The sequence below is a fragment of the Marinimicrobium sp. C2-29 genome (assembly GCF_038419845.1).
GTDB lineage: Bacteria > Pseudomonadota > Gammaproteobacteria > Pseudomonadales > Cellvibrionaceae > Marinimicrobium.
In genome coordinates this window covers 73,858-97,228 of sequence record NZ_JBCAQT010000014.1, presented here as the reverse complement: position 1 = coordinate 97,228, position 23,371 = coordinate 73,858, and the positions used below count along the sequence as shown (strand labels likewise).

Sequence of the window (23,371 nt, the reverse complement as noted above, 5' to 3'; positions counted from 1 at the left end):
AAGTCTCAGTAAGGAGGCACCCCCGCCGGTGCCGGACCCCAGCAACCCGGAGGGCTTTGAAACATGAACTTACTGCGTACGGACCTGCAAACCGCGCTGCACGATCTGCACGTCGCGGTGCAGGAGAGCATCGACAATTACCGGGATGCCTCGACCTTTGTCGAGGACCGCCGGGCCAGTGAGCTGTTTGCAGCCATCGCCGGGGAGCGCGAGCCGCTGCAGGGTGAAATTGAGCAGGCCATCCGCGAGACGGACGATCTGCCGGCCGCACCGGACTCCGATAGAGAGGCCGGCGAACAGCTGCTCCACCGCCTGCATTCCCTGTTCTCCCGGGACCAGACGGAGGACGTCATCGCCCAGCGGCTGGAGGGCGAGGCCGCGCTGGAGCGGGTCGTGGAGGAAGGTCAGGCGATGGATGTAGGCGAACCCTATACCGCCCTCAGCACCCGTTGCCTTGAGCTGATTGACTCCGCCCGCCGCCGTCTGGAGAAGGGGGCCGAGTAGGACGCCGCTAAATTCCTTCGAATTTGCGGAGCCCCCTTGACTCATTGGGCCCGAAACGGTTTAATACGCGCCTCTTGTCGGCAAGCCCCTCGGCCCGCCTGATCAAGAATTGCCCGGATAGCTCAGTCGGTAGAGCAGTGGATTGAAAATCCTCGTGTCGGTGGTTCGATTCCGCCTCCGGGCACCATGAATTTGAAAAGCCTCGATGCCTTTACGGGCCTCGGGGTTTTTTTATGGCTCGGTGGAGGCGGAATCGAACGCTTTTTACCTTGTCGGCGGTTGATTGACTCGGGCCGTCCTGGCCCTCGCCCTTCGGGCAGCTTCGCTGCCAAAATCCGCTCCCGGCGGATTTGTCCGCCTCCGGGCACCATCCTATTCCCTCTTAAAGGCCCAGCATTTTATGTTGGGCCTTTTTGCTTTCTGTCTGTCCTCGCGGTATGTTTGGTTTCTTCTTTTTCGGAGTGACCGACTATGCAAATCGTATCGGTAAACGTAGCGCAGCCCGTGACCATCGACTTTGATGGTCGGCAGTCAAAGACCGGGATCTACAAGAAGCCGGTCGATGGCAAGGTTCAGGTTACCCGCTTGGGGGTGGCCGGTGATACGGTTGTCGATGAGAAGGTCCATGGCGGGTTTGATCAGGCGGTGTATCTTTACCACAGCGAGGATTACGACTGGTGGTCCGAGCAGTTGGGTAAAACCCTGGCGCCCGGAACCTTTGGCGAAAACCTGACCGTCACCGGGCTGGCCGATCGCTCACTGGTGATCGGGGACCGGTTGAGGATCAACGATATCGAACTGGAGATCACCGCGCCGCGCACGCCCTGTTTCAAGCTCGCTCGTCGTATGGACGATCCGACGTTTCCCAAAGCGTTTGCAAGGGCGGCGCGACCGGGAGCGTACGCCCGGGTGCTGCAGGAGGGCTGTCTGCAGAGCGGGGATGAGATTCACCTTGAACCCACGACCGGAGACTTCGCCTCGGTCAGAGAGGTTTTCGTGGAGTGGCACAAGAAAGACCGCTCGCCCGAGGTGCTCAAAAAGGCGCTGGGCTCTCCCATTGGCCGGGTACACAAGCGCAAGATCCAGGGCTGGTACGATCAGATGCAGCAGGAGGCTCAAGGCGGGCTTTTCGAGCCGTAGTAACCGGTCGCAATCGGCGGGCCACTGATAGGCCTAATAGTTATTAAAGATGTTTTTTACAGGTCTTTTTGTTAGATCAAAAGGGGGGCGAGCCTTTTTTTTGATATTCCATTAAAAAGGTATTGACTGCGGCTTTAAAACCATTAGTATTGGTCGGGCTAGAAAGTCTGTTTTATATTTATGCACAACCATTTCGATTCCTACCTTAGCTAGATATCGTCCTGTCCGTCATAAGTAATAGCACCATTTCCAGCACAACCGCCCGTTTTAGGGCAACAAACATATTTGATGAATAGGTACGACAATGTCTACAGTTACTGGTACAGTTAAGTGGTTCAACGAAGCAAAAGGTTTTGGTTTTATTGAGCAGGAGTCCGGCCCGGACGTTTTTGCTCACTTCAGCGCCATCCAGGGTTCAGGCTTCAAAACCCTGGCCGAAGGCCAAAAGGTCAGCTTCACCGTGACCCAGGGCCAGAAAGGTCCTCAGGCTGAGAACATCGAAGCTATCTAAATAGCTTCTGAACCCGCGCTTCGGCGCAGGCGTTCGAAAAAGGCGACCTTCGGGTCGCCTTTTTTTGTGCTTATCGGTTGGGTATGAAAGAAAAGCATTGACAGACTCAGTATTATCTATACTATGGGTCGGGTTAGGAAGTTCTGATTTATATTGTAAAAACCTGTTCGATCCCTGCCAGTAGTTTGTAACTCAGTAGCACGTAATCGTCCTGTCTTTTTAAGTAATAGAATCTTTCCCAGCAGCATCGGTCCATCAGGGCCATTATTAATATTTTATTTGTAGGTACGATTATGTCAGCAGTTACTGGTACAGTTAAGTGGTTCAACGAAGCGAAAGGTTTTGGTTTTATTGAGCAAGAGTCTGGTGCAGACGTCTTTGCTCACTTCAGCGCCATTCAGGGTTCAGGTTTCAAAACCCTGGCCGAAGGCCAAGCGGTTAGCTTCAATGTGACTCAAGGCCAGAAAGGTCTTCAGGCCGAGAACATTCAAGCTATCTAAGCATTTGCTGAAATAGTTTTGATGTCGGTGCTTCGGCGCCGATGTTCTGAAAAAGGCGGCTCCCTCAGGGGAGCCGCCTTTTTTTATGGTCGACATTTTACGTTCTTCTTTATTTCTGTGAGGTCCATATGGCGGGCACAGGAACTGATATCGAACGGCGTCATGCTCCACTGTATGACGAGCCCAGGTTGACATGTTCCGCGATTAGGCGGAAAGTAATAAGTATGAACAGAGACTTACGCGAACCCGCCCCTCAGTATGACGGCGTGTCAGGGGAGCTCGTGGGGCAGCTCGATGCTGCCATCAACCGTCTTGCCGAAATCAATGCCACTGAAGGCGTCTCGCCCGTATTCGAGGTGATCGACGCGGCACGGGCTCTGATGTTCAATGCCGAGGGGCTGGATGCGCTTTACGCGCGTGTACCGGCGATCGAGGCTGCCGGTTTTTTTCGCGGCAGCGACTGGGATTATCCCCAGACGCTGGTGCCTTCACTGGCCGTGCGTACCGTGCGCCACGGCGAGCCGACCGCTACCCTGGTGGAATGTCTGAGCCAGATTCGCCTGCTGGCGGTGGCCAGGGGCGACTACACCCACTCTTCCATCTCGGCGGAACACGCCCATCATTTTCTCGCCCAGGTACTGGCGATGAACCTCGATCTGGTGGTCAGCGATCTGCAGGAGAGCGATCGGTTGCGGCCGGAGGGTCTCGGCTATCTTGTTCAGACGCTCTACCACTACCTGCTTCGGCATCTGGGTTACGAGAATCTACTGGAACATCTGGTCGCGGAAGTCTGGCGCATCCTGGCGCAGCGTCCGGTCCAGGTGGATGGCGTCAAACAGATGGTGACCCAGATCGCCGTCTGTCTGGAAAAGCCCGATGCCCTCGGCGGCGAAGTCGGGGACGATGCGCTGCAGCTGATTCACGCCGTGTTCAGCCCCACCGAGGGCTGCCGCGAAGATCCCGGTTTTGAGGTCTATGCACAAAGATTGGCGGACATGGACGAAGCCGCCCTGTTGCAGGAAGCCATCGGCTTTGCCCAGGCCATGCATAGTACGGGTCTCGTCTCCCCTTACATGCCGGTCTTCATACGTTACCTGCGAACTCGGTGGAACGAGCTGATTCCAACCGCATTGGGGCTGAGCCAGACGGGTGCGGATGCATTCCACTGTTATCCGGCGCTGATTCACACTCTGATTGATGAAGCCCTGTTCCCCGAGACCAGCCAGTGCGCCTACGGGCTGGCCATGATGCTCGAGCGGGGTATTCTCTACGCGCCCCCCGTGGCACCGTCTCTGTGGCGACAGATACGACTGTCGCTGTGCGACGCGGCGGCCGAGAAGATTGTGGCCGTTTTCGGGCGCAGCCGTTCCCCCGAATGCTTTCTGCTGGCCGACGTGCTCAATGTGCTAGGACGGCCGCTGGGCGTGGGTCAGGGCAATTACCCGACCTGTCAGTCGACCCGCGCCCTGTCCATGTGGGCGTACAATATGCCGGCGGAGCTGCTTCGGATCCTGGCCTGGGCAGCGCGCGACGATGAAGTGGTCATGCGCTTTGAAGGCGAAAGTATTTCCTCCCGGGATCTGGGTGCCGGGCTGGCGAGCGAGCCCCCGGTGGATGTGGATGCGGTCTCGCTGCTGACCGTACCGCACCTGGATCGCATTTACTTTGAAATGGGCCGCCGCAGCGTGGGGCGCGGCGAAGATCCGCACAAATGGGTCAATGCCGAGTTCCACGGTGATCACGTGGGCCACGGATTTCGTATAGCCGTAGACGTGTTTACCGGTGGGCTGAAAGATTTCGAAGGATTCATCCGCGATTTTTATGCCGCCTACCATCCTTTTTACAACGGCAACATTCCGGTCATCAGCCCGCAGCCGGCGGGCATTGCGGTGACCGACAGCGCCACGCGCTTTCTCGGCTGGCACGCCATCACCATTCAGCGGCTGGCGTTGGATCCGGACGAGGTCATGCGCGTCTATTTTTTCAATCCCAACAACGACAGCGGGCAGAACTGGGGACAGGGTATTGTCACCTCGACCCAGGGCAACGGCGAGCTCTACGGCGAAGCCTCGCTGCCGGTGGCCGAATTCGCCTCGCGCTTGTATGTGTTTCACTACGATCCGCTCGAGAAGGGCGAGCCGGCCGACATTCCAACCGATGACGTCAATCGGGCTATTCACCTGGCCCAAAGCAGTTGGGCCTCGGGGCGTTAGTCAGCCCGAAGTGCCCGCATGTCCACCTCTGGCACAGCTCATCCAGTGTCAGTTTTCTTGCGCAATGCAGAAGGAGAACAATGTATGTCGAACAAGTTAGAAATGCCAACCAAAGACGTGTCCAGCTGGACCGATCCGACCCTGGACTCGGTGCGTGGCACCGAAACCCCCAAGGACCCGAACAAGGGTTATATCGCCTTGCTGGGCTGGAGCGTCAATGCCATCAAAGCCGCCCAGAAATTTGATCGTCGTTATGTCGTGGTGGCGCCCGACTGGGCCGCCGATTTCTGCGAAGCCAACAATATCCCGTTTATTCCATGGGATTTTGTGCGCCTGAACGACCGCTCCATGGAAATCGCCGAAGTCCTCAAAAAAGAGGGCGTCGATGTGGCCATCCCCCTGTTCGAAGAAACCGTCGAGTGGTCGGGCGCGATCAACTCGGTGCTCATGGACAATCCGCGTATGTACGGGCAGTCCATTCTGTTCCGTGACAAGGCATTGATGAAGCGCCGCGCCCAGCTGGGCGGTATTCGCGTGGGCATTTTCGAAGAGGCGCATGAAAAGGACGATATTGTCCGCTTCATGAAGCGCGTCAATCAGACGCTGCTCAAGCTCGACGGTGACCCCGATGACCCGATCCACGTCAAGGCCTTCGATAAGGCCGGCTGCCTCGGCCACCGGATGATCCGCAAGATCGAGGAGATCGACAGCATTCCCGCCGAGGAATACCCGCTGCTGATGGAGAGTCACCTCGATGGCTGGGAGTTCGCGGTCGAAGCCTGGATCCACGACGGTGAAATCAAGTTCCTCAATATCTCCGAGTATGTGACGCTGGGTTACTCGGTCTTTGTGCCCGCCACCAAAGAGCTGGAGAGCTGGCGCAATGCGATCACCAAGCAGATCGAAAAGCTGATCAAGACCTTCGACATCAAGTTCGGGCTGATCCATCCCGAGTACTTTGTCACCGCCGATGGTGAAATGTACTTTGGCGAGATTGCCTATCGCCCGCCGGGCTTCAAGGCATTCGAGCTGATCGAGCGCGCCTACGGCTTCAGCGCCTATCAGGCATCCATGTTGGTATTCGATCCCAAGAGCACCAAAGAAGAGGTGGAAGCCTTCTTCCCGCGCGAAGTCGAGGGTGCCAAGGGCTACGCCGGTTGCTTTGGCGTGTATCCGCGCCGCCGTGTGGTCAGCAAGCTGGAGATGCCCAAGGAGACCACCGAGCATCCATACTTCGAGTCCCACGAGCTGGTCGCGCCCACCGAGGAGACAGTGCCGGACCGGGCGGCATTTGGCACTCACTGGGGGCTGGTATTCTTCTTTGGGGATGATCCCATCAAGATGCGGGATCTGCTCAAGGCCCAGGAGGACCTGGACTTCTACGTCTGAATCTCTTCAGTCTGAACCTCTACAAAAAGGCTGACGTTAGCAGAATTCGGGGGCGCAACGACAGAGCGGGTCGTGGCGCCCCCGTTTGTTTGTACAACGCTCTGTGATTGATTTTACGGACTCTGACAGCGGACGTTGGGCTAGTCAGCGGACTTTTTGGTGAGATCAGAGCTTGGTGTATTCAATGCGCAAACGTTGGGCAGCCTCGGAATGGCGCGCCATGATCTGGCCGATATCATTGTCCACCAACTCGCCCTTTTTAACTTTCCACTCGCCCGCAACCATGACATAACTCGCCCTGTGAGCGCCACACAGCAGTAGCGCGGCCAGCGGATCGCCGTAACCGGAAAACCGGGGCTCGTCCAGGGAGAAGAGGGCGAGATCCGCCTGATGTCCTACTGCGAGGGAGCCCAACTCGGGCCGCCTCAATATCTCGGCGCCCCCAAGGGTGGCCATACGCAGCGCATCCAGGTGGCTGAATTGCTCGGCGCCGTACTGGAGCTTCTGGGTGAGCATTGCCTGGCGCGCTTCCTGAATCAGGTTGGAGCCATCGTTCGAGGCCGACCCGTCCACGCCCAACCCGACCCGAACACCGGCGCTTTGCAGGTCCCGGGTTCGGCAGGTGCCGGATGCGAGCACCATGTTCGAGGACGGGCAGTGACAGACGCCGGTGCGGGCATGCCCCAGGCGCGCGATTTCACCATCGTTAAAATGAATCCCGTGGGCCAGCCAGACGCGCTCGTTGAGCCAGTCGACTTTCTCAAGATAGTCCACGGGCCGTTCACCATAGGTTCTGAGGCAGAAGTCATTCTCTTCTGCGGTCTCTCCCAGGTGAGTGTGCAGCAACAGATCCTCTCGCTCGGCGATGGTGGCGGAGGCCTGCATCAATTCGGGGGTGACCGAAAAGGGCGAGCAGGGCGCCAGTGCAATCTGGCACAGAGAGTCCTCGGCCCGGTTGTGGTAGTCGCGTACCAGGCGTTCACTTTCGCTGAGGATGTGGTTGTCGGTTTCCACCACAGATTCGGGCGGCAGCCCGCCGGCCGATTGCCCAAGGCTCATTGAGCCCCGGGTCAGCGTCACCCGGTTACCGATGCCGCGCGCTGCCTCCACCTGAACATCAATGGCATGCGGCATGATGGTACTGAACACGTAATGGTGGTCGGCAGCGGTCGTGCAACCGGAGAGTAAAAGCTCGCTCAGTGCCAATTGTGTCGAGGCGTAAATAGCGTCGTCATTGAGGTTGGACCAGACCGGGTAGAGTGCCTGCAGCCAGGGAAAGAGCGGTTTGTTCAGGGCCGCCGGCAGAGCTCGGGTAAGCGTCTGGAAAAAGTGATGGTGGCAGTTGATCAGTCCCGGAAGAATAACCACGTCTGACGCATCAAACCGGTCGTCATATTCGGTCACGGGGACCATCCCGCGGGCCACCAGTTCCACTATCTGACCGTTGCGAACCACCAAGCCGTTGTCGGCCGTCTGGCCGGTGCCGGTCCAGCAGGCCAGCGGGTTGCTGATCCAGGTGGTTGTCATTGGCTAGGCTCCTTCATTTGCATCGCCGAGTGCTTTGGCGGGTCCAGTCCACAGCCGCGCAAAATCACTTGACTGAGAAAGTTAGAAATGTCCTCGATCATATCCGTATCATATTGCGCCCGATTCATGATGCCCAGGATTTGCGTATCGAAATTGCCATAGTGTTGAGTGGACGACCAGATCAGAAAAATCAGATGCATGGAATCCACTTTGGCCATACGGCCCTGCCTCGACCCAGGTGTCGATGGCCAACGCCTTGCGGCGAACCCACTGGCGCATCTCGGGGCGAATATAATCCTTCAGGTGGGGAGCGCCCTGAATGATCTCCATGGCAAACAGTTTGGAGGCGCGCGGGTGAGTGTAGGAGAACTCGACATTTTTTCGGATGAGTTCATCCAACACCGTTGCCGGGTCGTCTTTTTCGGTGATTTCGTTGAAAAAGTTGTTCCACAAGTGAATCAGGTTATCCAGTACCGCTATGTATAGATTGGATTTGCTTTTGAAGTAATAGTGCACATTGGCTTTGGGGATGGCCGCCCGGTCGGCAATCGCCTGGATGCTGGCTCCACGGTAGCCGTGTTGGACAAATTCTTTCTCTGCCGCCTTGACGATATTGGTGAGGTTTCGATCCCGGATCTTCCCGGCCCGATATTTCCTCGTGGGCGTTTCATTGGGATCGAAATCAATGGCATTTTCCAGTGCTTTGTTTACCATCTTGTGTTGCTCCGCAATTGTCGTGGTTTTCCCTCAGCTTCTATGAAATATCTGCGGCTAACTTCGATTACCTCCATTTTAACGGATTCGGTTGTTTCAACAAGCTGTTAGATCGCCGCTTTGCGGGTGGATATTTCCCAAAGCGTGGTCGGAGCCTGGGGTTCCTGTAGAATCATTGTGCTGGCAGCCTCTTGTTTGAATGCCGGAGCTTTGAATATTGAAATACGGAGAGTATAGAGTTTTCGGAATTGCGATAGTCAAAAATGAAAGCTCTATCCCTCACAGGACTGATTGCAGAGGAGCGCGAATGAATACCTTCATCTCGGAATGGTTGCCCACCCTTCTCGCTATGCTGGCCACCGGCGCCTTTGCCGGCATACTCGCTGGCTTGCTGGGCGTGGGCGGCGGCATTGTCATAGTCCCGGTCCTGTACTTTGTGCTCCAGGGGCTGGGCGTGGACCCGGCGGTGGCGATTCGGGTGGCCACCGGCACCTCCCTGCTGGTGATCGTGCCCACCAGCCTGTCGTCGGTGCGCTCCCATCACAAACGCGGCAATGTTGACTGGGCGCTGATCAGACGCTGGTGGCCATTCATGGTGCTTGGGGTCATCGCCGGCAGCCTGGTGGCCCTCTGGGCCAACGGCGATCTGATCAGCGCCCTGTTTGGCATCATTGCGCTGCTGGCGGCCACCAATATGCTCCTGCGCCCTCAGGCGCCGCCACTGGCCGATTCCCTGCCGGGCCTGCCTGGGCAGGGCGCCATGGCCGGCAGCATCGGGTTCTTCTCGGTCATGGTCGGCATTGGCGGGGGCACCCTGGGCGTCCCCATGCTTACAGCCTGCAGCTATCCACCGCACCGGGCCGTGGGCACCGCGGCTTTTTTCGGCCTGCTGATTTCCCTGCCCGGCGCCACCGCCATGTTGCTGGCCGAGACCCCGGAGGGGGCACCGGCCGGCATGGTGGGGTCGGTCAGTCTGGCGGGGTTTGCGGCCATCGTGCCACTGACCGTCCTGCTGGTGCCGGTGGGCACCTGGCTGGGAAGCAAACTGAACGCCGCCTGGCTCAAGAGAGTATTCGCGATCTTTCTGTGCATCAGTGGCGGCCGTATGCTGATGCAGGTTTTCGGGGTCTGATGGGATAGCTCCCCAGCATATGGCATCACTGGAAGATCGAGCGTCAGAGCCCGCGATCACTGCCCTTGGCTGAGGTCAGTGGTCGATCGGGCTTGGCATAAGGAAGGCGTGCGATGCGACGGGTCGAGTGGTAACCGTCCAGCCCGGAGATGGCCACGCTGCCCAATGCCTCCAGGTCCACAAAGCCATCCTCGTGAATGGCATCGCCATCCAGGCGGACTTCGATGATCTCGCCGATGATGAATTCGGTATCATTGAGCTCAATCAGTTTGTCTTCGCGCAGTTTCAACGCAACGCTCAGACGACTCTCGGCCACAAAGGGGGCGGGGTGCAGGTCACTGTAGAGCGGCGTCAGTCCGGTGGCGGCAAATTCCGATTCGCCGCGGGGGTACTTGGCCGAGGTCTGGTGGGCTGCTTCCACAATATCCGCATTGACCTGGTTCAGAGTGTAGTAGCCGCTGGCGAGCAGATTCTCCACGCTGTGGCGCTCAACGGTTCGCGGGCGGGTGACCATGCCCATCAGCGGTGGGTTGGCGCCCAGGTGAATCACCGAGCTGACAATCGCGAGGTTGGGGTTACCTTCGGCATCGGCGGTGCCCACCAGGTTGGCGCTCTTGAAGCCGGCCAGCGAATTGATGAAATGCGCGCGGTAGCGTTTGTCCATCGCGTGCAGGTCGTCCGCCGTCAGGCGGGTGGGCTGTTTCATGCAATGCCTCTCCTGTGTTGTCTTGTCGATGCTTCGCAACACTATACGCCCATCGCCCGGTCGCGGTTCAATAGACAAAAAAAGGAGCAGCCTAAGCTGCCCCAACAGGTCGACTTCATGAAGCAATGAAGAAGTCGGATGGATGGGCCCGTGCCCTGTTTGCCCGGGTCCACCGCTTATGTTCGATTGAAGTTCAGGCGCTCACCTGCACCCTGCCGTCCACAATCTGCACCGGATACACCGGCACGCTGTGCTCGGGCGAATCGATGCACTCGCCGGTGCGCAGATTGAAGTGCTGCTTGTACAGGGGCGAGGCCACCACTACATCATCGCCAATGGAGCCGATGATGCCGCGCGAGAGCACGTTGGCTTTGCCGATCGGGTCGTAGTTACCGATGGCGAACACTTCGTTCAGGTGCTTCGAATAGATGATCGCCACCTGCTGGCCGTTCACCTTGGCACAGAGCCCACTGTTGGGAACCAGATCGTTCTCGCGGCACACCTCGATCCACTGGGTGCTGGTTTCCTGTTGGGCAGCGCTTGCGGATGCATTCATAGTAATCTCCAGTAGGTTATTGAGGGTCTAGAGGGTTTAGTCCGACAGTTCCACCAGCGGAATCTGATTCTTGCGGTCTTCCTCGGTCGCGGGCCGGCGCATGCCGCGCTCGGCCACGTAGGCGAGGTTATCGTCCGGCTCATCGGTGTTGATGAAGTGGCTGAAGCGCTTGAGTTTTTCCGGGTCTTCCAGCGTTTTCTTCCACTCGCACTCGTAGTTGGCGATGTTGCGGGTCATATCATCCTCAAGTTCCTGACCGATATTGAGCTTGTCATCGATCACGACTTCGCGCAGATAATCCAGACCGCCTTCCAGGTTCTCGAGCCAGACCGAGGTGCGTTGCAGGCGATCGGCGGTGCGGATGTAGAACATCAGCACCCGGTCGATGTAGCGCACCAGAGTCTCGTCATCCAGGTCGGTGGCGAACAGGTCAGCGTGACGGGGGCGCATGCCGCCGTTGCCGCACACAAACAGGTTCCAGCCTTTTTCCGTGGCGATCACGCCGATGTCCTTGGACTGGGCTTCGGCGCACTCGCGGGTACAGCCGGACACGGCGAACTTGAGTTTGTGCGGTGAGCGCAACCCCTTGTAGCGGTTCTCCAGTGCCACTGCCATGGTGGTGCTGTCCTGCACCCCGTAGCGACACCAGCTGGTACCCACACAGGATTTCACCGTGCGCAGGGATTTGCCGTAGGCATGACCGGTTTCAAACCCGGCATCGATCAGGCGCTTCCAGATCGGAGGCAGTTCGTGCAGTTGAGCGCCGAACATGTCGATGCGCTGGCCGCCGGTGATCTTGGTATAGAGGTTGTATTCTTTGGCAATCTCGCCGATCACGATCAGTTTTTCGGGCGTGATCTCGCCGGCGGCCACACGAGGAATGATCGAGTAGGTGCCGTCTTTCTGCATGTTGCCCAGATAAATATCGTTGGTGTCCTGCAGACCGATGTGTTCGTCTTTCAGGACATACTCGTTCCAGAAAGAGGCGAGAATGGAACCGACCGCCGGCTTGCAGATGTCGCAACCCAACCCTTTGCCGTGGCTTTCCAGCAGCTCGTCAAAGGTCCTGATCTCCTTCACCCGCACAATATCCGCCAGTTCCTGCCGGCTGTACTCAAAGTGCTCACACAGGTTGTTGTTCACTTCCACACCCAGCGAGGTCAGCTCGGCATCCATGACCTGCTTGACCAGCGCGGTACAGCCACCGCAGCCGGTGGAGGCGCCGGTCTCGGACTTGATGCCGCCCATGTCGCAGCAGCCACCCTGGACCGCGCCCTGGATATCGCCTTTGGTGACGTCGTAGCAGGAGCAGATCTGGGCCGTCTCCGGGAGCGCATCCACACCCATGCCGACACTGGCTTCGCCATCGAGCTGCGGCAGAATCAGCTGCTCGGGTGAAGCGGGCAGGTCCATGTCATTGACGCACAACTGCTGCAGCGTCCCGTAGGATTCGGTATCGCCCACCAGTACGGCACCCAGCAGTTTTTTGCCATCTTCAGACACAATCAGGCGCTTGTACACTTCCGCCACGCCGTCGCTGTAAGTATAGCACTGGGCGCCGGGGGTCTTGCCCATGGCATCGCCGATGCTGCCCACTTCCACACCCAGCAACTTCAGCTTGGTGCTCATGTCGGCGCCGGTAAACTCCAGCTCGGACTTGGCCAGAATGTGTTCCACGGCCACTTTGGCCATCTGGTAGCCGGGTGCCACCAGACCAAAAATCATGCTGTTCCACAGCGCGCACTCGCCAATGGCGTAGATGTTATCCACTGAGGTCTGACAGAAGTTGTTGATGGCAATGCCACCGCGCTCGCCCATATCCAGCCCGGCCTGCTTGGCCAGTTCATCGCGTGGGCGGATGCCGGCGGAGAAAATCACCATGTCGGTTTCCAGCTCTTCGCCATCGGCAAAGTTCATGCGGTAGCGACACTCGTCACCCTCGACAATTTCCTTGGTGTTCTTGCCGGTGTGGACGCTCACGCCCAGGTCTACAATCTTCTTGGTCAGCAGCTGGCCGCCGCCTTCATCCAGCTGGCGGGCCATCAGGCCACTGGAGAATTCCAGTACGTGGGTTTTCAGCCCCAGGTTCTTCAGGGCGTTGGCCGCTTCCAGACCGAGCAGGCCGCCGCCGATTACGGCGCCCACTTTGCTGTCCCTGGCGGAAGCGGTGATTTTCTCCAGATCCTCAATGGTCCGGTACACAAGGCAGTGCTCCTGGTCGCCACCGGGAATGGGCGGAACAAAGGGATAGGAGCCGGTGGCCAGTACCAGCTTGTCGTACTTCTCGGTACGGCCGCTGGCGGTGATCACGCTGTTGTTCTGCGGATCGATCGCGGTCACCCGGTCATTGAGGGTATAGAGCACGCCGCGTTCGCGGTACTCGTCTTCGGTGGTCATCGCCAGATCGTCGGCGGTGGAACCATCAAAGTAGCTGCTCAGTTTGACCCGGTCATAGGCCAGGCGCGATTCTTCGGCGAAGGTCACCACTTCGATCTCGCCCTCGGGGGCCGCGTCCAGCATATTGGTGATGAACTTGTGGCCGACCATGCCGTTACCGACAACAATAATGCGCTGTTTCATATCGTTACTCCTGACTAAATCTCAAATTCGTTCCGCGGCTGCACGCTATGGGGCCGATGTAGGGCGGATAAGCTGTAAGCGCATCCGCCGTCGCGACTTAACGTGCCGCAAAGATAACTTCGCGCTAGGCACTGGCGCAGGTGATCCCGATATCAAGATCTCGCTGCTGCGCCTCACTCAAAAACTGCTCCGGCGCCAACTCACCCGCCAGATTCACCACATCACCCACCACAATCAGTGCCGGGGAGCGGACGGCTTCACGCTCGGCGGTATCGGCCAGGTATCCCAGCGTGGTGGTGAACACCCGTTGGTTGGCTCGACAACCGTTTTCGATAAAGGCGGCGGGGGTGGCGTCGCTCAACCCGTTGTTCATCAATTGCCGGGAAATGTCTTCCGAGCGGCTGACGCCCATATAAAACACCAGGGTGTGATTCAGTTGCGCCAGCGCCTGCCAATTGCTGGTCACTTCTTTTTCGCCGTGGCCGGTGACCAGGGTGCAACCTTGCGACAGGCCGCGATGGGTCAGCGGAATACCGGCCGCGCTGCTGCAACCGGAGGCGGCGGTAATGCCGGGGATCACCTCGGCGTCCACCTCGGCCCGGCGCAGCGTCAACAACTCTTCACCGCCGCGACCAAACACAAAAGGGTCGCCGCCTTTGATGCGGCACACGGTCATTCCCAGCTTGGCCTGATCGACCAGGCGCTGGTTGAGATCTTCCTGCGCGATGCTGTGATGGTTTTTCGCTTTGCCGACATAGAGTGCCGGCACGCCCTTGGGAAACAGTGCGCGAATATCGGCACTGACCAGTTGGTCGTAAAAAATGATGTCGGCGCTTTCGATGGCGCGCAGCGCTTTTACGGTCAGCAGATCGGGGTCGCCGGGGCCGGCACCCACCAGCCAGACTTTGCCCGCCTCGCGGCGCGCCTGCTTTGAACGTTCGCTGCCTGAAACAGACAGGTTCCGATTCAGCGGCTTGTCAAAGGAGTGAATGTTGGCTGTACTCATGGTTACTGTCCCGTCGTGCGTTTGACCTTGAGTGGCGTGCGATTCGAGTCGCGATCAAAACGGTTGTTAAAACGTCAAGTAGGTAAGAGCAAGGACAGTGCCAGTTAGCGATCAAGCTGTAGGAAAACTTTTTAATTGTCAGAAATTCAATGACTTAGCGACAGAACGAGGGCGTCGATCAGAAATTGATCGCCGTGCTCTGAAAACAAAACGAGCACTAAGGCTGTGCAGCGGTGCGCTTTAATAACGCAAAACAGTGCATAAACAAAAAACCGGAATTGCACCACAAGTACACAAGTGATGGTGCAGGCGCACCCGTCGAGTGCACGAGTGCTTTTTCGGGTACAAATTCGGCCGGGTGGACGACAAAACTGCGTCCTTAATTGGTTTTCGGGTCGACCGATAAACCTGGTTTGGTTATTGCAACAACTCTTCTTGTAATGAATAACCTTCAGGTTGCTCTATGATGGACAAGACACAATTGGTTGCCCGCTCCGGCGCACAAACGCCCGACTCAGGCACCCACACAATTGATACGACCTGTGCCTATTGCGGTGTGGGTTGTGGTATCCGTGGGCAAGTGACCCCGGAAACCCGCGAGGTGGTGGTCGAGGGCGATCCCTCCCACCCGGCCAACTACGGCAAACTCTGCTCCAAAGGCATGGCGCTGGGTGAAACAGTGGGGGACACAGGCCGCCTGCTGCATCCAGTCGTGCACGGCGAGCGTCGCTCCTGGAATGAGGCGTTGCAGACCGTTGCCCAGGGGTTTATCGATACCTTGATAGAGCACGGCCCCGACTCGGTCGCCTTCTATGTCTCCGGCCAGCTTCTGACCGAAGACTATTATGTCGCCAACAAACTGATGAAGGGCTTTATCGGTAGCGGCAATATCGACACCAATTCGCGTCTGTGTATGTCCTCCAGTGTCGCCGGCCACAAGCGCGCCTTCGGCAGCGATACCGTGCCCGGCTGCTATACCGATCTGGAAGAGGCCGACATGCTGGTGCTCACCGGGTCCAACCTGGCCTGGTGTCACCCGGTGCTGAACCAGCGCATCAAGGCGGTCAAACAGCAGCGCCCGCATATGAAGGTGGTTGTCATTGATCCCCGGCGTACCGATACCTGTGATCTGGCCGACCTGCACCTGCCCGTGAACCCGGGCACTGACGTGGCCCTGTTCAATGGGCTGTTGGCCCACCTCGCACAAAAGGGCGCGGTGGATGAAGACTACGTTCAGGCCCACACTGAATACTTTACCGAGGCGCTGGTGGCCGCCATGGAAGACGCCGGCGACCGTCCGGTTCTGGCCAAAACCCTGGGCGTGTCAGATTACGAGCTGGAAACCTTCTTCCAATGGTTTGCCGACACCGAAAAAGTCGTGACCGTCTATTCCCAGGGCGTGAACCAGTCCACCTCGGGCACCGACAAGGTCAACAGCATCATCAACTGCCATCTGGCCACCGGCCGCATCGGTCGGCCCGGCATGGGGCCCTTCTCCATTACCGGCCAGCCCAACGCCATGGGCGGGCGCGAAGTCGGGGGCCTGGCCAATACGCTCGCCGCCCACATGGACTTTGACGATCCCGAGCAGTGGCAATTGGTACAGAAGTTCTGGGGCGCGGAGCAGCTGGCGCGCAAGCCGGGCCTGAAAGCCGTGGACATGTTCGACGCGGTGGACTCCGGAAAAATCAAAGCCATCTGGATCATGGCCACCAACCCGGTCATGAGTCTGCCCAATGCCGACAAAGTCAAACGCGCGCTGGAGAAGTGCCCGCTGGTGGTGGTGTCCGATTGCATGGCCGACACCGACACCACCCGCCTGGCCGACGTACTCCTGCCCGCCGCCGGTTGGGCGGAAAAATCCGGCACGGTCACCAACTCCGAGCGCCGCATTTCCCGTCAGCGGGCGCTGCTCCCGGCCCTGGGTGAAGCCAAACCCGACTGGTGGATGATCGCCGCCGTGGCCCGCCAGATGGGCTATGGCGAAGCCTTCGATTACGCCAGCGAAGCCGATGTGTTTCGCGAATACGCCCAGCTGACCGCCACCGACAACAACGGCGCGCGCGATCTGGACCTGGGCCTCTATTCGCATCTGGACCGCGCCGGCTACGATGCCATGCCCCCGCGCCAGTGGCCATTGCCGGCGGGTAAAACACCGCCGGATCACGATCTGCGCCTGTTCGGTGACGGTGTCTATTTCACTCCCTCCGGCCGGGGCCAGTTTGTCGCCGTGCGCCACCGGGCACCCGCCAGTCAGGTGAACACCGAGTTCCCGCTGGTACTCAACACCGGCCGCATCCGCGACCAGTGGCACAGCATGACCCGCACTGGCCTGGCCCCCCGCTTGTGTGGTCACCTGCCGGAACCCTTCATCAGCGTCAACGACCGCGACGCCGGCCGCTACCAACTCAAGGACGGCGCCCTGGCCGACGTCACCAGCGCCTGGGGTAACATCCGCGTGCGAGTGCAGGTGAGCGAACAATGCAAAACCGGCCAGGTCTTCGTCCCCATGCACTGGACCGACATTCACGCCAACAAAGCCCGGGTCGCTACTCTCGTGGGCGAGAACGTCGACCCCACCTCCGGCCAACCGGAGAACAAATACACCCCGGTCAAGGTCGCCCCCTGGTACGGCCAGTCCGAAGCCCTGCTGGTCAGCCGCGAGCCGCTGGCGAATCTGCAGACCGACTACTGGGCCATGTCCCGGGTCAACGGCGGTCACCTCTACCGCATCGTCAGCGCACTCCCCGCCGCGGAACTGGACGGCCAGCTGCGCGCTCTGTGCAAAGGCGCCAACGACCAGGAGCTTTCCTTCGGCCACTCCGACCAGGGTGAATTCCGCCGCGCCATCGTCCGCGAAGGCCAGCTGCACCTGGCTTACTCCCTGGCCGAAAGCTTCGGCACCCGCGACTTCAGCTGGCTGGGCGACCTGCTCGAAGGCGACTTCGCCGACGGTGCCATGCGCGCCCTGCTCAGCGGCCAGCCGGACAAAAGCCTCAACGCCGGCAAACTCATCTGCGCCTGCAAACAGGTCGGCTACAACACCCTGTGCAGTGCCGTACGCGAACAGGGCCTCGAAACCGTCGCCGACCTAAGCACCGCCACCCAGGCCGGCACCGGCTGCGGCTCCTGCATTCCGGAGCTGGAGCAGATCATCGCCAGAGAGCGTGCGGATGCTGTGGCCTAACAACAGACCGCCGTGAATTCCCCACAACCGGAACGACGTCCTCGATCGGCACGACCCAGGCCGCCGGTCGAGCGGCTTATCCGAATAACCTCCCGCAGAACTTGTAAGAACAACGATTGTCGCTCTAGGCATTACCAGCTAGGTTTGTGAAGGCGACTGGCTAATAGCAACAGGCTTTAAGTTAGAAATATGGTCTTTTACTTGAAATACTTTGCTTCCGCGCCTTGCCCACCTTATTTAAAGTCAAGTAGAGTTGGCTATAACAAGAAAATAATGTACGCGCGCTTCCTGCGCCGGACGACATCCTGAGCCTCCCGGGAGGGGCTTGACCTGCTGATCAATAATGCTGGCATACCCGGTAGGTCTTCCGGACTTGACAATACGTCCTATGCTGTCAGCGTTAATGATCGACAATAACTATGATAAAGCTTCTGTATCCAATACTCCTTCTCCCGCTGATCTCTCTGGCCAGCGATATTCGGCCATTTGAATCCGATGGGTGTAGCTCCTTTCCCGATGGGACAATTGAACAGGGTGAGTTATGGCTTTCGTGCTGTGTTGCCCATGACTATTCTTACTGGAAAGGCGGTACCTACCAGGATCGAGTGAAGGCAGACAGGGAGTTGGAGGCCTGCGTAGCGTCTGTGGGACAGCCGGGTGTTGCGCGGCTGATGTTGGCTGGTGTTAGAGTTGGCGGCACTCCCTACCTCCCTACCCGGTTTCGTTGGGGGTATGGTTGGCCTTACCTGAGGGGCTATAAGGCGCTGACTGAAGAGGAGATAAATCATATAGAAAATCTGGAAAGTGATTAGTGGTAAATGGATTTGTTTGTTTCGACATTCTAGGAGGCCTTTAGGTCCGGATGAGAAATGGATCTATGCCGCAAGTGAAGTTTTGCATTAGACGATAAGGAGTTGATGTCTATAAGTTCTAAACGCTGGGTGACGCCACCTCTGGATCATGCTATAAGAACAGGAGACGTTAAATATGGAAAGCGCCCTAAAGGGGTGCGGAAATAGTGCAGATACTAATCATGTAAGAAGCCACTAAACTGGATACACCCGGGGGTAAATGTTATGAAAACTCATTTGGTGACTGGCGAAAACGAGGTTGCTTGCGGAAAGCACGATGATGATTTGCTGGAGACGACTGAGCCAGAGAAAGTAACTTGCAAAACGTGTCGATCTACAACCTGGTTTCAGGATCTGGTTGAAGGAGAAGGTTCGGGCGCTCCGTTAAAAGGAAAAAGTGGATTTCTTCCAAAAGAACTATGGAAGAAATACATTAAATCCATTCGCGGGAAAAACAGGCTTCCCAGTGGCTTGAAGTAACTCAGCACGTATTCGGAAGTCCTGCTCTGACCAGCGACTTTTACCTCAGGTGAATCCTTTCATGTTAGAAACATCAAGTTCAGCGTTTGATTTTGTAGCCGGACTTGAACAGCCAGGCGATCACCGACAGGCAGGCCGTCATAAACACCAGGATCATGCTGAGGCTGATGCCGACGCTGACATCCGATACGCCGTAGAAACTCCAGCGAAAGCCGCTCACCAGATACACGACCGGATTGAACAGCGTTACGGTCTGCCACAGCGGCGGCAGCATGCTGATGGAGTAGAAGCTCCCACCCAGAAAGGCCAGCGGGGTAATGACCATCATCGGCACCACCTGCAATTGTTCAAAGCTCTCGGCCACTATGCCGATAATGAACCCGAACAGGCTGAAGCTGATGGCCGTCAGTATCAGAAAGGCGAACATCCACACCGGGTGCTCAATGGAGTAATCCACAAACAGCCGGGCGGTGATGATAATGATCAGCCCCAGAAGCACCGACTTGGTGGCCGCCGCGCCCACATAGCCCAGCACGATTTCCAGCGCCGACACCGGGGCGGACAGGATCTCGTAAATGGTGCCGGTGAACTTGGGCATATAGATGCCGAAGGAGGCGTTGGACGTACTTTCGTTCAGGACCGTGAGCATGATCAGGCCCGGCACGATGTAGGCTCCGTAGCTGACCCCATCGATTTCCACCATGCGCGAGCCGATGGCCGCACCGAACACCACAAAATACAATGAGGTGGACAGTACCGGCGAGGCGATGCTCTGCATCAGCGTGCGCCAGGCCCGGGCCAACTCAAACCCGTAAATGGATTTTACCGCTTGCCAGTTCATACCCGCTCCTCCACCAGGCTGACGAAAATGTCCTCCAGAGAGCTCTGGGAGGTGTGCAGGTCCCGGTAATCGATGCCGCGCTGCGCCAGCTGGCGAAGCAGCTGTGCAATGGCGGCCTGATCCTGCTGGGCGTCGTAGGTATAGGTCAGCTGCTGACCGTCATCGGACAGGTTGAGGTTCTCCGGGTTTAACTCGGCAGGCAACGCCGACAGTGGCTCGGTCAGTTGCAGCGTCAGCTGCTTACGTCCGAATTTCTGCATCAATTCGGTTTTTTCTTCCACCAGAATGATTTCGCCGCGCTGAATCACGCCCACCCGGTCGGCCATGTCTTCGGCTTCTTCGATGTAGTGGGTTGTCAGAATGATGGTAACGCCGCTCTCGCGCAGCTTGCGGATCATCTCCCACATATCCCGGCGCAGCTCCACATCCACCCCGGCGGTGGGCTCGTCCAGAAACAGGATCGCCGGCTCGTAGGCCAGCGCCTTGGCGATCAACACCCGCCGTTTCATGCCCCCGGACAGCGCCATGATGCGCTCATTCTTCTTGTCCCACAGAGACAGATCTTTCAACAATTGCTCCAGGTAGGCATTGTCCGGCTTTTTACCGAACAGGCCGCGGCTGAATTTCACCGTGCTCCAGACGGTCTCAAAAATATTGACGGCCAGCTCCTGGGGCACCAGCCCAATCTTCTGGCGCGCGGCCCGGTAGTCCTTGACCACATCGTAACCGTCGGCCAGAACCCGGCCTGAAGAGGGGTTGACGATACCGCAGATGACACTGATCAAAGTGGTCTTGCCCGCGCCGTTGGGGCCCAGGAGCGCAAAGATCTCGCCCTTGCGAATCTCCAGATCGACCGATTTGAGCGCTTCGAAGCCCGAGCCGTAGGTTTTACCCAGACCCTGTACCGAAATAATAGGTTGCACACCGCCTCCCGATGATTATTGCGACGTATCCGTCAAGCAGGGCACTGTATCCCGGAATCGCTCACCAGTATAGCGACCGTTCGTTTCAATTCGCGGTGATCCCCACTTCCATGGCAATGCGCTCGTCGTCTACTGAATCAATCTCTTTCGGGTCCAGAATGCGCACTCGGTCCGCGTCGATGGGCGTCGCCGCCTCCGGGTCGACCAGGGCGTCCCGTACCGCTTCGGCGCGGTCGTTGGCAATGGCCTCGAGATCGGCGTCCGAGACGGGTTGAGCTTCGATGAGCTTATCGGCCAGGTGGTTGCGATAGGACAGGGCGTCGAAGCTCGTTTCCTCAGAGGATTCATCCTGGCTTTCGGTGAAGCGCGCCCTGATGGTCTCCAGGTCCTCGTTCGGGTACTCGGCGCTGAACATTGTCTCGACGATATCCTGGTTGGATTCGCTTGTCAGGCTGGGGTCCGCAACTTCCCGGTCCGCCTCTGCCAAGCGTTGTTGCAGAGCTTCGATCGCCTTCCTGCGTTGTACCGTCGGGCCATCGAACGTTTTGTTGAAGGGGCCGGCGAGCTGCAGAGCCAGCGCCTGGCGCTGGTTGAGGGCATCGCGGAGCTTGGCTATACGGGCCCGTTCGGGTGGAAGCAGGTCGGTGCGGCCCTCCGGGAACTCCACTTTGCCAAGGTCTTCCGAGTCAGCGCCGACGAGGTTGGCCAGAAAACGAAACGGCGCCTGGACGACCGACTTGATGGCATCTCCCAGTGCCTGGCGGATGACCTGGGCGAAGTCGAACTCCGGGTTGTCCACATTCCCGCTCACGGGGAGGTCGAGGTCGATGACGCCGTCGTTGTCCTGGAGCAGGCCGATGGCGAGGTCCAGTGGCAGGTCCATGGCGTTGCTGGCTTCCATCTTTTCGCCGAGCTTCAGGTCACGGAGTACCAGGTTGTTGCGCCCCTCGAGTTGCCTGTCTTTGACCGTATAGCCGAGGTCGAGGTCCATGGTGCCGCCCGCAATCTTGCGGCCGGCGAAGCGCACGGTGTAGGGGGAATACTCCGGAATCTGAAGGTTGCGAAAGTTCAGCTGCAGTGTGGTCTCGCGCATGGGGTGCCAGGCGTGGACGGCGCCATCCACCTGTACCAGACCATATTCGCCAATCTCGCCTTCCAGCTCCACCTCCGCCGGTTCGGCCGAGGTGGAGCTCAGGGTGGATACCTGCCCGCCCAGGGTATGGATGTTTCTCGAAAAGGGAAGTGGCAGGGAATTATCGGCAAAGTGCACGGCGCCTTCGGCCAGCTCAATGCCTTCAATGGTGATGTCGAAGGGTTTCGGCTCTTTATCGGCGTCGTTTTTATGGGTCTCGTTCGCGCCTGTTTTGTCGCCATCATCCTGGGTGTCAGTCTCGGGCGTCGCCATCAGTTGCGAGAAGTTGGTGGTCCGGTCTTCGTGTATGACAACCCGGCCCGACAGGCCATCGACGTTGATGGGTCCGGTTTCCAGCTGCCTTTCTCCGAGGCGCAGATCGAGCTGGTTGGTCTGTAGGCTTTGCCAGCCGATGAGGGAGTCGTCGTTGGAGCCATCGGTGATGTCCAATGCTTCAATGCCGGCGGAACCTGAAAACGCAAAGGGTTGCTGGGCATCGGTCTGAAGTCTTCCGCTCAGGCTGAGCGTCCCGTCATCGACCCGCACATTCACGAATTGGCGCAGGTAGGGTTCGGCTGGTATCAGTGCGAGCTTTTCGACACGGGCATCGCCCGCCAGGGCGGGCGTCGGCCGCAGTTGCAGCGTGCCGTCGAAAGCGAGATTTCCGCCCGCCTCGAGCTCTCCCTTCAGATGCACCGGGAAGCGCTCTCCTTCCTCAAGCGAAAAATCCTCCAGCAATAGCTCAACGCCCTGCAGTGCCAGCGATGCCCGGTTCGTCTGATCGGCGCCGGCCGTCGGGTCTTGCAGGTTGTCGGCAAAGCGCAGAACACCGCCCTCGACACGCAGCGTGTCGACTCGCAAGGCCGGTGGGGGCGAGGGTTCGTCCTGGTTCGCGGTCTCCCCGGCGCCCTCGGCGGCCAGCCGTGAGAAGCGGGTCTCGCCCGACACGAAGCGCTCTTCCTGAATGACCGGTTCGTCGAGGTGGATGGCCTGGAAGGTCCAGGCTCTGTTGATCAGGCTCGACCAGGCAAGATTGATGTCCAGCTGTTGCCAGCGGAGAAGCTCCCGATCGTCGGTGTCGTCCAGAGAGAGTTCGACGATTCGCAGCCTCAGGGTGTAGGGGTTGGCGTGTACCGCCCCGATGCGCAGTTCGCGCCCGAACTCTTCCTCGGCGGTGTTCACGGCCAGGTACTGAACAATCCAGGGCACGGCAAAGAAGCCCAGCAGGGTATACAGGAGGATCAGCAGAAGGATCCAGAACCGGATCCGGCGCGGGGAAAGCCATTGAGTTCGCAGGTAGCCGCCAAACCGGCGGGTTGAGCCGCTGTGCATAGGACCACATCCATTGGAATGAGAAGGACCATACCCGAAAAAGTGACATCTCCCTACAACCTTACCCCTGCGCCGCCCAAATGCCAAGCGCCCTAATGCCCGTTTGAGTCGGGATTTAATCCGGCATCGTTGCCGACGGCCCGACTC

Annotated in this window: 19 protein-coding genes and 1 tRNA gene; 10 read left to right on the top strand and 10 right to left on the bottom strand. The window is 58.4% G+C overall.

Features of this window, described 5'->3' with window-relative positions; genetic code table 11:
- Positions 1-63: 63 nt before the first annotated feature.
- The 7 genes from AAE484_RS14175 to AAE484_RS14145 all read left to right on the top strand — a co-directional run bounded on the left by AAE484_RS14175 (position 64) and on the right by AAE484_RS14145 (position 6,257).
- The gene (locus tag AAE484_RS14175) at positions 64-504 is read left to right on the top strand and encodes a hypothetical protein (RefSeq protein WP_341939067.1); all 441 of its coding nucleotides are present in this window, start codon (positions 64-66) and stop codon (positions 502-504) included.
- A 111-nt stretch (positions 505-615) separates the two neighbouring features.
- Positions 616-691 (top strand) — tRNA-Phe (locus AAE484_RS14170).
- Between the two features lie 284 nt (positions 692-975).
- The gene (locus AAE484_RS14165) at positions 976-1,644 is read left to right on the top strand and encodes an MOSC domain-containing protein (RefSeq protein ID WP_341939066.1); all 669 of its coding nucleotides are present in this window, start codon (positions 976-978) and stop codon (positions 1,642-1,644) included.
- Between the two features lie 304 nt (positions 1,645-1,948).
- The gene (locus tag AAE484_RS14160; protein ID WP_341939065.1) at positions 1,949-2,155 is read left to right on the top strand and encodes a cold-shock protein; all 207 of its coding nucleotides are present in this window, start codon (positions 1,949-1,951) and stop codon (positions 2,153-2,155) included.
- 293 nt (positions 2,156-2,448) lie between these two features.
- Positions 2,449-2,655 carry a cold-shock protein gene (locus AAE484_RS14155; protein WP_341939064.1) on the top strand — a complete coding sequence of 69 codons (207 nt, stop codon included), beginning with the start codon at positions 2,449-2,451 and terminating at the stop codon, positions 2,653-2,655.
- A gap of 224 nt (positions 2,656-2,879) precedes the next feature.
- The gene (locus AAE484_RS14150; protein WP_341939063.1) at positions 2,880-4,868 is read left to right on the top strand and encodes a hypothetical protein; all 1,989 of its coding nucleotides are present in this window, start codon (positions 2,880-2,882) and stop codon (positions 4,866-4,868) included.
- Positions 4,869-4,952: 84 nt separating this feature from the next.
- Complete coding sequence (locus AAE484_RS14145) at positions 4,953-6,257, top strand: ATP-grasp domain-containing protein (protein ID WP_341939062.1); 1,305 nt, start codon at positions 4,953-4,955, stop codon at positions 6,255-6,257.
- Between the two features lie 165 nt (positions 6,258-6,422).
- Here AAE484_RS14145 and AAE484_RS14140 read toward each other — a convergent pair whose 3' ends face one another.
- From AAE484_RS14140 to AAE484_RS14130, 3 genes are read right to left on the bottom strand one after another with little or no spacing between them, the layout of a single operon-like run.
- The gene (locus AAE484_RS14140; RefSeq protein WP_341939061.1) at positions 6,423-7,784 is read right to left on the bottom strand and encodes an 8-oxoguanine deaminase; all 1,362 of its coding nucleotides are present in this window, start codon (positions 7,782-7,784) and stop codon (positions 6,423-6,425) included.
- Positions 7,781-7,984: a TetR family transcriptional regulator C-terminal domain-containing protein gene (locus AAE484_RS14135; protein ID WP_341939060.1), complete on the bottom strand. Its 204-nt coding sequence runs from the start codon at positions 7,982-7,984 to the stop codon at positions 7,781-7,783. Before AAE484_RS14135 ends, AAE484_RS14140 begins: the two co-directional genes overlap by 4 nt.
- Positions 7,893-8,498: a TetR family transcriptional regulator C-terminal domain-containing protein gene (locus AAE484_RS14130; protein ID WP_341939059.1), complete on the bottom strand. Its 606-nt coding sequence runs from the start codon at positions 8,496-8,498 to the stop codon at positions 7,893-7,895. The genes AAE484_RS14135 and AAE484_RS14130 overlap by 92 nt, the downstream gene beginning before the upstream one ends.
- Positions 8,499-8,805: 307 nt before the next feature.
- On the opposite strand from AAE484_RS14130, the gene AAE484_RS14125 reads away from it, so the two are divergent.
- On the top strand, positions 8,806-9,630 hold the full coding sequence (locus tag AAE484_RS14125) for a sulfite exporter TauE/SafE family protein (protein ID WP_341939058.1): 825 nt from the start codon (positions 8,806-8,808) through the stop codon (positions 9,628-9,630).
- Between the two features lie 43 nt (positions 9,631-9,673).
- Here the strand turns inward: AAE484_RS14125 and AAE484_RS14120 are convergent, their stop codons facing one another.
- The 4 genes from AAE484_RS14120 to cobA form a co-directional block, all read right to left on the bottom strand.
- Complete coding sequence (locus AAE484_RS14120) at positions 9,674-10,336, bottom strand: flavin reductase family protein (protein ID WP_341939057.1); 663 nt, start codon at positions 10,334-10,336, stop codon at positions 9,674-9,676.
- Between the two features lie 193 nt (positions 10,337-10,529).
- Positions 10,530-10,892 (bottom strand): nitrite reductase small subunit NirD, encoded by a 363-nt coding sequence (gene nirD / locus AAE484_RS14115; RefSeq protein ID WP_341939056.1) that lies wholly within the window; start codon positions 10,890-10,892, stop codon positions 10,530-10,532.
- 36 nt (positions 10,893-10,928) lie between these two features.
- A complete protein-coding gene (nirB, locus tag AAE484_RS14110; protein ID WP_341939055.1) occupies positions 10,929-13,472 on the bottom strand; it encodes a nitrite reductase large subunit NirB in 2,544 nt (847 codons plus the stop codon).
- A 124-nt stretch (positions 13,473-13,596) separates the two neighbouring features.
- Positions 13,597-14,478 (bottom strand): uroporphyrinogen-III C-methyltransferase, encoded by an 882-nt coding sequence (cobA, locus tag AAE484_RS14105; protein WP_341939054.1) that lies wholly within the window; start codon positions 14,476-14,478, stop codon positions 13,597-13,599.
- Positions 14,479-14,941: 463 nt separating this feature from the next.
- Here cobA and AAE484_RS14100 point away from each other — a divergent pair, with 463 nt between their 5' ends.
- Positions 14,942-17,665: a molybdopterin-dependent oxidoreductase gene (locus AAE484_RS14100; RefSeq protein ID WP_341939053.1), complete on the top strand. Its 2,724-nt coding sequence runs from the start codon at positions 14,942-14,944 to the stop codon at positions 17,663-17,665.
- A 1,076-nt stretch (positions 17,666-18,741) separates the two neighbouring features.
- Positions 18,742-18,996, top strand: coding sequence for a hypothetical protein (locus AAE484_RS14095; RefSeq protein WP_341939052.1), 255 nt, complete (start codon positions 18,742-18,744; stop codon positions 18,994-18,996).
- Positions 18,997-19,075: 79 nt separating this feature from the next.
- Here the strand turns inward: AAE484_RS14095 and AAE484_RS14090 are convergent, their stop codons facing one another.
- The 3 genes from AAE484_RS14090 to AAE484_RS14080 all read right to left on the bottom strand — a co-directional run bounded on the left by AAE484_RS14090 (position 19,076) and on the right by AAE484_RS14080 (position 23,224).
- Complete coding sequence (locus AAE484_RS14090; RefSeq protein WP_341939051.1) at positions 19,076-19,837, bottom strand: ABC transporter permease; 762 nt, start codon at positions 19,835-19,837, stop codon at positions 19,076-19,078.
- Positions 19,834-20,760: an ABC transporter ATP-binding protein gene (locus tag AAE484_RS14085; RefSeq protein ID WP_341939050.1), complete on the bottom strand. Its 927-nt coding sequence runs from the start codon at positions 20,758-20,760 to the stop codon at positions 19,834-19,836. Before AAE484_RS14085 ends, AAE484_RS14090 begins: the two co-directional genes overlap by 4 nt.
- A gap of 85 nt (positions 20,761-20,845) precedes the next feature.
- Positions 20,846-23,224, bottom strand: a complete 2,379-nt coding sequence (locus AAE484_RS14080) for a DUF748 domain-containing protein (protein ID WP_341939049.1) — start codon at positions 23,222-23,224, stop codon at positions 20,846-20,848.
- Between the last annotated feature and the right edge of the window lie 147 nt (positions 23,225-23,371).

Excerpts from the sequence above, each read along its gene's own strand:
- AAE484_RS14175 (WP_341939067.1), top strand. The coding sequence starts at position 64 with ATGAACTTACTGCGTACGGACCTGCAAACCGCGCTGCACGATCTGCAC.
- AAE484_RS14165 (WP_341939066.1), top strand. The coding sequence starts at position 976 with ATGCAAATCGTATCGGTAAACGTAGCGCAGCCCGTGACCATCGACTTT.
- AAE484_RS14160 (WP_341939065.1), top strand. The coding sequence starts at position 1,949 with ATGTCTACAGTTACTGGTACAGTTAAGTGGTTCAACGAAGCAAAAGGT.
- AAE484_RS14155 (WP_341939064.1), top strand. The coding sequence starts at position 2,449 with ATGTCAGCAGTTACTGGTACAGTTAAGTGGTTCAACGAAGCGAAAGGT.
- AAE484_RS14150 (WP_341939063.1), top strand. The coding sequence starts at position 2,880 with ATGAACAGAGACTTACGCGAACCCGCCCCTCAGTATGACGGCGTGTCA.
- AAE484_RS14145 (WP_341939062.1), top strand. The coding sequence starts at position 4,953 with ATGTCGAACAAGTTAGAAATGCCAACCAAAGACGTGTCCAGCTGGACC.
- AAE484_RS14140 (WP_341939061.1), bottom strand. The coding sequence starts at position 7,784 with ATGACAACCACCTGGATCAGCAACCCGCTGGCCTGCTGGACCGGCACC.
- AAE484_RS14135 (WP_341939060.1), bottom strand. The coding sequence starts at position 7,984 with ATGCATCTGATTTTTCTGATCTGGTCGTCCACTCAACACTATGGCAAT.
- AAE484_RS14130 (WP_341939059.1), bottom strand. The coding sequence starts at position 8,498 with ATGGTAAACAAAGCACTGGAAAATGCCATTGATTTCGATCCCAATGAA.
- AAE484_RS14125 (WP_341939058.1), top strand. The coding sequence starts at position 8,806 with ATGAATACCTTCATCTCGGAATGGTTGCCCACCCTTCTCGCTATGCTG.
- AAE484_RS14120 (WP_341939057.1), bottom strand. The coding sequence starts at position 10,336 with ATGAAACAGCCCACCCGCCTGACGGCGGACGACCTGCACGCGATGGAC.
- nirD (WP_341939056.1), bottom strand. The coding sequence starts at position 10,892 with ATGAATGCATCCGCAAGCGCTGCCCAACAGGAAACCAGCACCCAGTGG.
- nirB (WP_341939055.1), bottom strand. The coding sequence starts at position 13,472 with ATGAAACAGCGCATTATTGTTGTCGGTAACGGCATGGTCGGCCACAAG.
- cobA (WP_341939054.1), bottom strand. The coding sequence starts at position 14,478 with ATGAGTACAGCCAACATTCACTCCTTTGACAAGCCGCTGAATCGGAAC.
- AAE484_RS14100 (WP_341939053.1), top strand. The coding sequence starts at position 14,942 with ATGATGGACAAGACACAATTGGTTGCCCGCTCCGGCGCACAAACGCCC.
- AAE484_RS14095 (WP_341939052.1), top strand. The coding sequence starts at position 18,742 with ATGAAAACTCATTTGGTGACTGGCGAAAACGAGGTTGCTTGCGGAAAG.
- AAE484_RS14090 (WP_341939051.1), bottom strand. The coding sequence starts at position 19,837 with ATGAACTGGCAAGCGGTAAAATCCATTTACGGGTTTGAGTTGGCCCGG.
- AAE484_RS14080 (WP_341939049.1), bottom strand. The coding sequence starts at position 23,224 with ATGCACAGCGGCTCAACCCGCCGGTTTGGCGGCTACCTGCGAACTCAA.